The sequence below is a fragment of the Beijerinckia sp. L45 genome, assembly GCF_009765775.1.
In the GTDB taxonomy this organism is placed as follows: Bacteria; Pseudomonadota; Alphaproteobacteria; order Rhizobiales; family Beijerinckiaceae; genus RH-AL1.
This window is the reverse complement of sequence record NZ_LMUU01000136.1, coordinates 19,769-31,130: the sequence shown is the minus strand read 5'-3', so window position 1 is coordinate 31,130 and position 11,362 is coordinate 19,769. Positions and strand designations below refer to the sequence as shown.

11 protein-coding genes are annotated in these 11,362 nt (G+C 57.1%); 2 read left to right on the top strand and 9 right to left on the bottom strand.

Annotation, left to right across the window (positions count from 1 at the left end):
* Nucleotides 1-276: 276 nt before the first annotated feature.
* The 3 genes from GSQ79_RS14325 to GSQ79_RS14315 are packed head-to-tail and all read right to left on the bottom strand — an operon-like array spanning nucleotide 277 to nucleotide 4,323.
* Complete coding sequence (locus tag GSQ79_RS14325) at nucleotides 277-870, bottom strand: holo-ACP synthase (RefSeq protein ID WP_158809378.1); 594 nt, start codon at nucleotides 868-870, stop codon at nucleotides 277-279.
* A complete protein-coding gene (locus tag GSQ79_RS14320; RefSeq protein WP_158809377.1) occupies nucleotides 860-2,218 on the bottom strand; it encodes a 2-oxo acid dehydrogenase subunit E2 in 1,359 nt (452 codons plus the stop codon). Before GSQ79_RS14320 ends, GSQ79_RS14325 begins: the two co-directional genes overlap by 11 nt.
* The gene (locus GSQ79_RS14315) at nucleotides 2,215-4,323 is read right to left on the bottom strand and encodes an alpha-ketoacid dehydrogenase subunit alpha/beta (RefSeq protein ID WP_158809376.1); all 2,109 of its coding nucleotides are present in this window, start codon (nucleotides 4,321-4,323) and stop codon (nucleotides 2,215-2,217) included. Before GSQ79_RS14315 ends, GSQ79_RS14320 begins: the two co-directional genes overlap by 4 nt.
* 258 nt (nucleotides 4,324-4,581) lie before the next feature.
* On the opposite strand from GSQ79_RS14315, the gene GSQ79_RS14310 reads away from it, so the two are divergent.
* Both GSQ79_RS14310 and GSQ79_RS14305 read left to right on the top strand, forming a co-directional pair.
* On the top strand, nucleotides 4,582-5,070 hold the full coding sequence (locus GSQ79_RS14310) for a DapH/DapD/GlmU-related protein (RefSeq protein ID WP_158809375.1): 489 nt from the start codon (nucleotides 4,582-4,584) through the stop codon (nucleotides 5,068-5,070).
* Between the two features lie 102 nt (nucleotides 5,071-5,172).
* Nucleotides 5,173-6,204, top strand: coding sequence for a sterol desaturase family protein (locus tag GSQ79_RS14305; protein ID WP_158809374.1), 1,032 nt, complete (start codon nucleotides 5,173-5,175; stop codon nucleotides 6,202-6,204).
* A 319-nt stretch (nucleotides 6,205-6,523) separates the two neighbouring features.
* On the opposite strand, the gene GSQ79_RS14300 is transcribed toward GSQ79_RS14305, so the two are convergent.
* The 6 genes from GSQ79_RS14300 to GSQ79_RS14275 all read right to left on the bottom strand — a co-directional run bounded on the left by GSQ79_RS14300 (nucleotide 6,524) and on the right by GSQ79_RS14275 (nucleotide 11,183).
* Nucleotides 6,524-6,871, bottom strand: a complete 348-nt coding sequence (locus GSQ79_RS14300; RefSeq protein WP_246725334.1) for a carboxymuconolactone decarboxylase family protein — start codon at nucleotides 6,869-6,871, stop codon at nucleotides 6,524-6,526.
* 39 nt (nucleotides 6,872-6,910) lie between these two features.
* Nucleotides 6,911-7,771 (bottom strand): glycoside hydrolase family 16 protein, encoded by an 861-nt coding sequence (locus GSQ79_RS14295; protein WP_158809373.1) that lies wholly within the window; start codon nucleotides 7,769-7,771, stop codon nucleotides 6,911-6,913.
* Nucleotides 7,768-9,036, bottom strand: a complete 1,269-nt coding sequence (locus GSQ79_RS14290) for an acyltransferase (RefSeq protein ID WP_158809372.1) — start codon at nucleotides 9,034-9,036, stop codon at nucleotides 7,768-7,770. The genes GSQ79_RS14295 and GSQ79_RS14290 overlap by 4 nt, the downstream gene beginning before the upstream one ends.
* 123 nt (nucleotides 9,037-9,159) lie before the next feature.
* Nucleotides 9,160-9,594, bottom strand: coding sequence for a glycosyltransferase (locus GSQ79_RS30340; RefSeq protein WP_368669944.1), 435 nt, complete (start codon nucleotides 9,592-9,594; stop codon nucleotides 9,160-9,162).
* Nucleotides 9,595-9,869: 275 nt separating this feature from the next.
* Complete coding sequence (locus GSQ79_RS14280; protein ID WP_158809370.1) at nucleotides 9,870-10,184, bottom strand: hypothetical protein; 315 nt, start codon at nucleotides 10,182-10,184, stop codon at nucleotides 9,870-9,872.
* A gap of 222 nt (nucleotides 10,185-10,406) precedes the next feature.
* Nucleotides 10,407-11,183, bottom strand: coding sequence for an FkbM family methyltransferase (locus GSQ79_RS14275; protein WP_158809369.1), 777 nt, complete (start codon nucleotides 11,181-11,183; stop codon nucleotides 10,407-10,409).
* Between the last annotated feature and the right edge of the window lie 179 nt (nucleotides 11,184-11,362).

Sequence of the window (11,362 nt, the reverse complement as noted above, 5' to 3'; positions counted from 1 at the left end):
CCTACCTCGGCGAAGACGACATCATCCGCATCGAGGACGTCTACAACAGGCAGTGAGCCGGCGTGTCCGCGATGCCGGCGGTCATCCCGCAACCGGCCTTCGCAGAGCTGAGCAGGGACTGAGGCAGGTGACGATCGGCCCCACCCGGATAAGAGCGCGACGACGATCTTGCGGCGCAGGTGCAGCAGGCGTTCACGATATGGCGGCACGTTATGCAGGATGAACGCCGCGATTGCGCCCCTTTATTCCTGACGGTGTTGACCAACCGATGATGTTTCAAGCCAGACACACGGCCACTGCGGTTGACGGCGTATGGCTTATCGAAATCGAACATTCGGGATGAACAGGGCGGCCGCTTGGATCACGTGAGATCTCGATTGCGCGTAGGTTCGTGCCCGTTAGTTGGATGATGCCGGATTTCAGGATCGCTTCCTTTGCTGCCCAGGTGCCGCAAAACGACGCCCTCACATCCGCTTGCCGGAGACAATAAGCGATTTCCTTGGCCGTAAAATTATCTTCGTAAAACGGATGATCGCGATAGTCGCCGGCGTGCGGCAGGGCGTCCACAAGTTCGATGTCGACACCGACCCTCGTTGATGGTTGCGTTGCACTCGAAGAAGTTTTGGGCAAGCCGATGTCAGGCGCCCGTTCATGCGACCGTTCGCCATCAGACAAGATCTGCTCCACCGTGAAAGGAGCACTGGAGGCAAGAACATCGCCGTTGGTTTGAAGGCCCGTCTTACGGATCCAAGCCGCGAACGCCGCCCGCTCTACGGAGCGAAGGGTCAGGAGTTGACCCGCCGCTATCGGCGCGCCGCGCAATCGCGACAGGTAGTCAAGAACATCCGTCAGATTGGTATCACCAGCCATTCCAGCAACTCGCGCAGCAGAGGGACTCGCGGCCCCGAAAATCAACGATTTTGAGCATACCCTTGTCGCGACCTTTGACCGTCGCCTCGGCAAGCGATCGGTCGCAGATGCCGCAGCATAAGCCCGCGTCAGGTAGGGCATCCTCGCGTTCAGAAAAGCTTCGTACGCGTCCCGCAAGTTCATTCAGAAATGCGGAGACTTCGAAGCCTTCGGTCACACGGTGATCGAAACCGGCAAACAAGCGAAAGTTTGCCGGCTCGGTACGTGTGATACCAAGGATGCAGCTTTGTCCTCGAGGCACCAATGGCAACACATAGTCCAGCACGCCACCAGACAGATCCGTCACGGTGAACGTGGCCCGCGACATCTCCCAAGCCGAGAGTTCGTCGTTCATATAGCGTGCTACCGCATCAGACATTCCGATGCCGAGATCCTGAAAGTCCAACCGATCGGCATGCTCAATGCCGTAGACGACAAGGTTGCCGCCACGGTCTATAGCCATTCCCGCATGGACAGCTTCGTACCTGAAGATCTCCCCATCCCTGTAGTGCGCGTTGAGATTTGGATACTTCCTCATAAGGCGGGCCGCCTCGTAAATCACGAGGTCGGTGATTCGGTCCTGCAGGAAATCGCCCTTGGGTCGGCGCATTGATATGGCGCCGAGTGTCGTGCCCAAGACCGAGAGATGGGTTGCGCCGGCGCCTTCGCCGAGGGCATTGATTTCGGCCCGTTTCCTGCCAGTGACCGCCACGCCGCCGGGCGGTCGAAGCGTTTTCGTCGATGCAGAAGCTTGAGCGCCCTTGCGTCGCGTAGCCGATTGTACCTCGGCGAACGGCAGCACCGCCCGACCGCCTGATCCGATGACCAGAACGTCACGGGTGGTAACGAAACCAGTCTCGAACTGCTCGGGCGAGAGCTTCATTTCGTGTATCAAGGCTGTCGCAGCTTTCGAAAAGCGCGCGGGCACGGCTGCGCCCTTGTCGATCGCTGTGACTTTCGCGCCAGAATCTTCGAAGCGAATTTGCGCGTTCTCGCCGATCGGACTATCTCGCAATGGACTACCCGCAACAGGCAGCGCATGCACGACATGGTCGGGGTCGTCATGATCATTTGACGGCATTATCCGGGCGAGGGGTATGCCGAACTTAACGACGTCGCCGACTTGCAAGTCGTGGACGACGACGCCTGCAGTCGGCGCCCGCAATTCCTGCGTCGCTTTCGAATTTTCGATATCAAAGATCAGGGCGTCGGCCTCGACCGCCGATCCGGACAAAATATGAATCGCTACGATCAAGGCGGATTCGTCGTTGGCCGTTTCCCTTTCGAGGACGATGTCCGTGCCGCTCATGCATCAGCCTTTCCGAGCGCGATTAGAGCATCACAGATATCCTGGATGCTTGGGAGAGCGGCCGTTTCCAAGTGCGGCGGCGAAGGGATGGGGGCCTCTTTCCCACCAACTCTGCGAGCTCTAAAGCCAATATCGCGCTCTTGAAGTTGCGCGACAATTTCCGCGCCGACGCTACCGAAGGCAGGCCCCTCCTCGATCGTCACGAGTTGTCCCGTGGCACTGACCGATTCAATGATCGGCGCCAAGTTTAAGGGCGACAGAGAGATTGGAACGATCAGGTCGAACACGACATCGCTCGCCTCGAAGATATCGATCAGGCGGTCCGCAATAAACCGGGCCATCCCGCCATAAGCAATGAGCGTGACAGTGGGTGTGGCATTCGAAAACCGGACGCGCAGCGTAGGGATCGCAGCGTCGTCGACATCCACTGTGACGCCACAAGGTGCTACGTAGGTTTTCGCAGCATAGTCGATCTTGTTTTCGAGCAAGACCACCGGACCCGGGAGAGCGAGACCGCGTTTCAGTTGAAGGTCCGGCGATGCAAGGGAGTTGAGACTAAGCGTACAGCAATTGTCGATCCCGATCAGGAAGCGCTCCAAGGATTGAGAATGCGTCGGGCCATAGCCGCGGCGCCCCCCCATCGCAGCCCTTATGACAATGGGGCAATCGACACGCCGATTGTACATGTGGAAGAATTTCGACGCGTTGTTGATGATCTGGTCGAAGGCATATGTGATAAAATCGCCAAACATGATTTCGACGAACGATCGATGGCCGCATGTCGCCAAACCGATACCGATACCGACAATGGCCGCCTCGCTGATCGGTGTCGTGCGAACTCGTGTGGGAAATGCGGTCGACAGGCCTTTCGCGACCTTGAACGCGCCGCCATACGGATCGGCGATGTCTTCGCCAATGAAATAGGCGTTCGGGTCAGTTTCCAGATGGTCGCGATAGTGGATGTTCAACTGTTGAACATGACGGAGGTCCGAACCAGGGAGTGAATCGACGGCCGTCCAGACACTTGGTGCTCGCGCTTCGAATCGCGGGCGTTGATCAGGGAAGTAGTGCGTCGGCGACAGCAGCGGCTTGTCCGCGGCGAGGGCCACATAGTCCGCCACCTCCTCTTCGAACTCGCGAGACTTGGCGGCAAAATGGGCAAAGCTGTCGATCGCAAGTTTTGCCGGATCACGAGCGGCAAACCACTCGACCTCTTTCCTATCGCGCTGGTCGTCCCCTTTGGAGTGCGGATTCAATCTGTATGTCGTGAGCACCAGAAATGTCGGCTGCCGATCGCTCCTCGCCCGGTCGATCGCCGTCTTGAGCGTTCTATCGAACGCAGGAAGGTCCCAGGTGTTGGCACTCGCAGACGCCACGCCGAAGCCTGCAGCGCGTTCGGCGATCGTTCCGGCAACGCTGAAAGCTTGTGCCGTCGATTGGCTGTAAAAATTATTTTCGCAGACGATGACGTGCGGAAGGTCCCAAAGCGCGTCGAGGTTGAGCGTTTCATAGACGATCCCTTCCCCGAGCGTACCTTCGCCGATGAACGAGATGACGACACCACCTTCGACGCGCGTCTTTCGGTCCAAAGCGATGCCGGCGGCCACGGGCAGCAGACCGCCCTGCTGCCCATTGGACATGAAATTGTCTGCCCAGAGATGCTGGCTACTCCCGATTCCCGCGCAAACACCATGCTGGTTTCCGAGCAACTCGTCGACGAGCCCTCGCCAGTTCCCGGTAGCTCCTATGAAATGTCCGTGGCACCGATGGTTCGATGTGACATAATCATGTTGCCGAAGATATTTTCCGAGGATCGCCCCCGAGAATTCTTGCCCGATACATGTATGGATCGTGCCATGCAACTTTCCGCGGCCAAACAGGTCGTAGAGAGCGTTCTCGACCACCCGAATTCGAAGGGCGCATTCGACTTCAGCTCTATTCTTCGGCTCTTCGATGAATCGGAGCGCTGCGTCAAATCCATGCTGTGCGGCTATCCTTGCCGTCGAAATCAAACCGCCATCGGTAGCCGGACGGTCGGAGATGGCTTCAATCAAGCTCACGGCCATGCCGGCGATCTCCCGTTTGGTTGTAGCCGAAACAATCAAGAGGCGATCCACCGACGAGAGCGAGCCCCATGGAATTAATTCTCCGATTTAATATGCTCAAAGCACTATTGATCGTAGCGTATCGGCACTCTGTGTCACGGCACGTATAACAGCACTTAGGGCAATCCAAAAATTAAAACCCAATAAAATATTTACTTTAGACGCGTGATGCTTTTACGATCCTTATTTGTTGCTTGCGGCTCGTGGCGGCAGTTTTTTTGCGCTGTAGCCTTCCTGGGTATTAAAAGGTGAATGCTGATGGGGGACTATGCTTTCAGAGTGCTAAACTCTGTGCTCGGCAGTGAAATGCTGCCGGCCTCGATCCGCATGAAGCTGATGCGGCGCCTTGGCTTCAACATCGCCGATGGCTCTTGCATTTGGGCCGGCGCCTCGATCCGCTCGAAGAAAATTGACATCGGCGCTGGTGTGTTCATCAACATCGGCTTTTACTTCGACGGCTACGATCGTCTGGAAATCGGCGACAATGTGCGCATCGGGCAATTCGTTCGTGTCATTACCGCGACCCATGACATCGGGCCCTCAGAGCAGCGCGGCCTGATCGAGGTCTTGGGCAAGCCTGTCCGGATCGAAGCCGGCTGTTGGATCGGGTCCGGCGTCTCCATACTTCCGGGCGTCACTATCGAGCGAGGATGCGTGATCGCAGCTAACGCCGTCGTGATGGAAAAAACGGAAAGCGACGGTCTGTATGCTGGAAACCCGGCAAGGCGGGTGAGGGAATTGCACTAATCTCACCGTGGTCGGACGTCTGCCGTTCCTGGATTGGCTCCGACCGTCAGGGTTCGACGCTGTAGCGGAACAAGATTCTCGTGCGAACAAGGAACATCAACGATGGTCATCATGAACGAGGACATGCTTCGCAAGGCCGTAGACCTGCTGAACACCAAGCATCTCTTCACCACGATATCGGGAGCGACGTTTCTTTCGGTCGGGATCGCCACCTTTATCATAGAGAGATCGCGCAAAAAACAAGGCGGTTCTGGAGTCCTCAGGGACGGATTAAGTTTTCTGTTTCCGCTGCGGCACTGGATCAGCGCCTCTACGAAGGTTGATATTTCGATATATATTCTCGCAAAATTTACGCAAGGTTGGATTTCTGTGGTTTCGGCCGTAGCCATGATCACGCTATCCGGCGCAATCGTCGGCGGTGCGCGAGACTTTTTTCAGATATCGCCGCAACCGTCTCCCAGCTTGGCCGTCGATTGCCTGTTCTGCATTCTCTTCTTCATATTTACAGATTTCGGAGAATACGGCAGTCACTATATCCAACACAGGATTCCCGTGTTGTGGGAGTTCCATAAAATACATCACTCCGCGACCTTTTTGACCCCGCTCACGACCTACCGGTTCCACCCCGTCGGAAATCTCATCGATGGGATTTTCATCGGCGCCGCATTGTCGATCCCGGTCGCGATATTTCGAATATTCTATGATGTGAGTCTACAAACCGTTTTGTCGATGACGGGCGGTGTGACGCTGTTCTTTTCTATCGCGCTTCTAAGCTCGCTCCAGCATTCTCACTTTCAAGTCAGCTTCGGCGCTTTCGACAGAATATTCATCAGTCCCGAGATGCATCAAGTTCACCACAGCATGAAGCGACAGCATTGGGGCAAGAACCTGGGTGGACGACTTTCGATCTGGGATTGGGCGTTCGGGACCGGATATAAGCTTCCCAAGGGAGAAATCATTCAACATGGTCTCGGCACGGCGGAAGATGAGCGAGGTGAATATGCTTCCGTGTGGCGGTGTTATGTAAATCCATTGCTGAATGTCTATGCCGAGTTCAAAAGCAGCTTGGAACGCCTTCGGCATCGCGGCGAAGCCTTGCTGTCTAGCCGTTCGATGGCGACGAACAAAGAATGACGGTTCGGCGTGAACGTGCTTGCTCGATTTGCAAAGATCCGAGGTAGGCAAGAAACTCCGTGACCGCAAAGCGTTACCTCCTTGGCGACGCGCGCTAGCCTGATGCCAAAGGTCGAACGTCTCGCTGCCGATATTTGGAATCGCGATGGCGCGGCCCAGCGCATGAACACGCTTTACGACCCCGTCACTCCTCGATAGGCGTGCGATATAAAGGACGAAACCCGTCCTCCAAGGTCACGTCAATCGCCTTAGACCGTTCGTTGCACGCAGGCTGCCAAATTGCGTTTTTCGGATCTGCGTTGCCGAATAGCAGCTTTGACTATTCCGAGGCTATCGCGTCGAATTGTGCTAAGGCCTTGCCGCCGTAAACAACCGCCGGCCCCCCTCCCATCTCGATTGCTACGGCGATGGCCTCCGCTAATTCGGCGCGCGTCGCACCAAACTTTCGAGCGTTCTCGACGTGATAAGCCACACAGCCTTCACACAGCCGGGCGATGCCGATCGCTACTGCCATCAGTTCCTTGATCTTGACCGACAAAACGCCGTCAGCCGACGCCGCGCGCATCAAACCATTATAGGCGCGCATAGTCTCCGGTATAACGCGGCTCAATTCGATCGCCTGCATCTTAAGATCGTCATTGACGCTCGTCACGAGTTGATTCGTCATGTCTGCGTTAGCCTTTTATCGTGTGGGACAAGCGATGGGTCAGTCGCGCAATGCTAGATCCCGCCAGACCTTGATATATTCGATTGCCATCACTGTGGGAGATTGAAGGTCAGCGATCGGCCAACCGCCGCCCAGCGCCAAATCGACAAGCATATACATTGGCTGTCTGTATTCCGGTGGTGTTGCCGTGTTCCAAACTTCCTCGCGGTTCAAGTAGAAATGCGTAAGCCGTGGATCGATCAGCACGCCGAACGTATTGAACTTGTCCGTCAAAGACCCTTTTGGCACCATCGTAAGATGGTTCTGGGCCCGATCGTTTCCCGTCTGCCATACGGTCGTGACGCTATGAAAACAATCTGAGAACTTGCCGTAATATTCGATCACGTCGATTTCGGAGGCCGAGACCGACTTGTCGACCCCGATCAACCAGAACGCCGGCCAGGTGCCAGCGCCGGTCGGCAACCGCGTTCGAATCTCGAAGTAGCCGTATCGTTGAGCGAAACCCTGGCCCTGCGGTCCGTCCCGATCGCGCGAGGATAAGAGCCCCGAGTGCCACTTTCCGTCGGCATCCTTGTGAGCCGTGATCGTCAGTCCATCCGGCGTCGCCGCGAATGGCCCGCTAGCGCCGGGATCTTCGAAGCGGGCGTCGCCGAAGTCGCCCCCCCACGGCGTGTGAGCGATCCAGCGCGTGCCTGGACCGTGGGCCGAGACATCGAGGGTCCGAAATGTGTCCTCGAATGTGAGCACGTATCGCGAGAGATCAAGCGGATCGGCATGAACGGGCGCGACCCACGCGCCAACGCCGATGGCGGCCAGCAGACCCAGCCTATGGAGGTAATGAGAAGTCCATATGCTACCGCCGATAGCAAACCATGAAGCCGATTGGGCGGGATGGGTCATATCAAACGTTCCTTTCGGCCTCCTATGCTCCCATGACCGAGCACTGTCGGTGCCGGTATGGCGGAAGCATGCTTCGGCCACCACGACAGCAAGATGGCGCGGAGCCGGGGCTCGGCTTGGCCAGCGATGACAAAGGCAGCCAGGACGGCAATCACGAGGCCGACCGATACCGCCGCGGGCCCTATGAGGGGCGCCAGGACAAACGACGCCCCTATACCGACGGCGTTATGCACCAGGTAGAGCGGATATGTAGCCAGTCCGGCAAACCGGATAAGGCCGGTGACCCGGTCGCCCATCCGAAGCAGATGCGCGTTGAAGGCAATTGCAAGACCAAACATTCCCATGGCGACGGCCCAGGCTATGAGGGCCGGCCAGACTGAAAGATCGCTCTGTGAGGCTCTACAAATGATCCCGTTCTGACCGAGGATCTCGAGCAGGCAGGCAACGACAAGACCCGTCATCATCAGGGCGCGGCGTCGTGTCAGGCCCGCAGGTGCGATCTTGCACAACATGGTTCCTAGCGCGAAAAAGCACCCGTGCTGAACGAGCAAGAGTTGGAGTTCCCGGTTCGCCTCGGCGCGCAAGACGAGCGTGCGAAGGAGTCCGAGAGCGCCCGTCTGGCCCGCGAGTCCCATTTGAAGGCTGAGAGCGAGCATCCAGAAAAGGCCGCTCGCGAGGCCGATCCCACCCATAATCGCTTCGAATGCGACGATGCGGTTCCAGCGGATTAGCAGATAGACCAGGAGATAAAAATCGATCTCGATCCCGAGTGTCCACCAGACGCCATCGATCGCATCGAGCGGCCAGAACGCCAGGGTCTTAATATACGCCAGGAGGACAGCCGGGGCCTTATGCATGCCGTCGGTCAACCAAACGCCGAGCACGATGGTGGCACCGATCCAACTCGTGGGCGCGAGACGCAGCGCCCGGCTTCTGGCGAAGACGGACGACGGGATATTGGCCGACGAAAACGCGATAACGTAACCCGAGATGACGAAGAAGATTTCGACACCGATCCAGCCGAAATGCAAAGAACGGCCCCAGGAGGGCGCCTGCCCTGGAAACGCGATGGCTAGCGGTTGCCTTGTCGTCCAGTTCCAAAAGCCAAAATGGTAGACCACGACAAGGACCGCAGCGGCGACCCGCAACAAATCTAGACCGATGACATGACCGTGCGTCTTTCTTGTCAACGAAGTCGCGCCGCCCTTTGTTTGGTCTCCATGCGGTTTTAAGCTGCATAGATGCAAAATACCAAGCCATAGCAAGGTATAACATGCACCTCGGCCATGCATAATTAAATTGGTTTTGAATAATTCGATCTATGCGTTTACGCACGGCAGGTCTTGAGACCGGTTCGATACGGGCTCTCTGCTACGCCATCGAGCGTTTCAACGGCTGAATGGTCCGGTTGCGCGACATGCGCCCCTCGAGCGACAACGCGAAGTCGAGGTAGGCTTGCGCACCGTCTGCCCACGAGAAACGGGGGTAGCGTTGCGTTCCCTTGGCGCGGAGGCGCCCCCCAAGTCTGGATTGGCATGGAGCGCGGCGATCCTGTCGAGCCAAAGCGCGAAATCGTCGGCCGGCGCGTATAGCGCGGCATCGCCGCAAACTTCTGGCATGCTGGCGCAATCCGCCGTGATGATCGGGCACCCATGCATCATCGCCTCCAGCGACGGAATGCCGAATCCTTCCGTACGAGAAGGAAAGGCCAGGCAAAGCGCGTGGCGAAACAGAGCGGCGAGATCATCGTCGGTTACAAAACCGAACTCGATGACATTGGATCCTACTCTGCGCGGGTCCGGAGAATATAGAGGCCGAGCCACCCGAAATGACGAGAGCGAGGCCAAGCGCGTCGAGTTGCGGCGCGAGCCCGATCAGATTGTGCCGATAGCGTCGAAGCGCGACGCGGCCGCGGTCCAGCCGAGGGCATGTTCGTGTCCGTTGCCAATCACGAACGCGGCGCGAGGGGAAGGGCTCGCCACATGAAAACGCTCAAGTATCGCACGCGAGAATTGCGATACCGTAGTCACCGCGTTTGCCCGCCGCGCAAGAAGCGGATAGATCGCACGATAGGCTGAGCGAAACAGCGCCGGCAATATCAACTGCTCTCAAGCGTGGCCATGGCCGCCCGGCTGCGCCTTACCGTCAGCTTCTGGTAAACCGGCACTGTCGCGTAATCGGCCGGCACCACGACGTCCCAGCGAACACGCCGCGCCAACGCTTCGCCGACGGCGAGACGCACGTCGATCGCTTTGGTCATCTCCCGCGCGTACCTTTGAAGGCCGGTCACCCGCTGCGTCAAGAACCGGCCATTGATCGACCAGAGCGTGGGGCGGTTTTTAACGTCATGGTGCGAGTCGAAAACTGCGGGGCCGGTCACTCCGCGGTGTTTGCCGGCCGCGTGGCGGATCAACGCACCGTATCCCGCGCCACCGTTCTGCCTCTCTCTACCGTATCGACGCAGCTCCTCGCGGTAGCGGCGGGTTTCTCATCCGCGCCAGTATTCTCGACGATGGAAGACGGACCATCGGATGCATAGCGTCCGACCGTCGTGTCTCATCGTCATCCTGCAATCCGCGCTGGCTTCGCTACGATAACGCCCGCTACGACGACAGCCGCAACGAACGAGAACGCGTCAGAACGGCTGCAAGGCCCGGTGGGAATACGCAAAAACATTTTCGCCGTGAATCAGATAATCCCGCTTGTCTCTCGACAAGGACGAGAAAAACGAATGGCCCGATCCCGACCATGGAATCATCCAGTCATGCATTTCGAAGATCAACAACGGAAGCCGGTCGATCCAGGCTACGTTATCGTTCAGGACGTTGACCTCAAATCCCTCGATGTCAATTTTGACGACCATCAGGGTATGGTCCTTATAAAGATTGCATATTTGCTGCATCGTCACGGTCGCGAGACCGCCGTGATCCAATTCTTCGGTTCGCCACGCCCATGGCGCATCGCCACTGTTATACAATCTGACGAATGATGATTTGCTCGAAATCGCGGCGTGAATCGGGACAATGTTTGGGAAGTTTTTGGCGTTCATCTCCAGTATTTCAAAATTAGACGCCTCGGGCTCTATCGAAACGATAAGGGCATCCGGAAACCTTTCAGCCAACCATATTGACGACAGCCCGATATTTGCGCCGCAATCAACGACGAGTGGCACCCCGCCGGACGCCATGATCTTTTGTTGCAGGCTATTCATCTTATCGTCGTGATCACGCGAAACGGGATCGTATTCCGCGTCCATGAAAATTCGCTCCATGACGATCCAGTCACTTAACCCCGGCCTGATCCAAACAGGACGACGAATCTTGCCAATCAGCACCTTCCGACGCGCTTGTTTTTTTTGCTGGAAAATACGATAATAAATGTAGTAATAGAACGCGACGCTGCCATTCAGCATCCCGGATGTTCTTATCGATTTCCACAGGCGAGTCAGGTGTCGCGACACATCAGAGTCCTTGTGCAATCGGCGTTCTACGAGACCGGCGCAACGATCGTAGGGAACTACCCGAATACGTCGACAGCCAATCAAGCGCGGTTAAAGAAGAATCCATTTGGCACGTCGAGTTTCATCCGCAG

Bases quoted from the DNA above. Each gene is read 5' to 3' on its own strand.
- GSQ79_RS14325 (WP_158809378.1), bottom strand. From the start codon at position 870: ATGGCTGGTGATACCAATCTGACGGATGTTCTTGACTACCTGTCGCGA.
- GSQ79_RS14320 (WP_158809377.1), bottom strand. From the start codon at position 2,218: ATGAGCGGCACGGACATCGTCCTCGAAAGGGAAACGGCCAACGACGAA.
- GSQ79_RS14310 (WP_158809375.1), top strand. From the start codon at position 4,582: ATGGGGGACTATGCTTTCAGAGTGCTAAACTCTGTGCTCGGCAGTGAA.
- GSQ79_RS14305 (WP_158809374.1), top strand. From the start codon at position 5,173: ATGGTCATCATGAACGAGGACATGCTTCGCAAGGCCGTAGACCTGCTG.
- GSQ79_RS14300 (WP_246725334.1), bottom strand. From the start codon at position 6,871: ATGACGAATCAACTCGTGACGAGCGTCAATGACGATCTTAAGATGCAG.
- GSQ79_RS14295 (WP_158809373.1), bottom strand. From the start codon at position 7,771: ATGACCCATCCCGCCCAATCGGCTTCATGGTTTGCTATCGGCGGTAGC.
- GSQ79_RS14275 (WP_158809369.1), bottom strand. From the start codon at position 11,183: ATGCTGAATGGCAGCGTCGCGTTCTATTACTACATTTATTATCGTATT.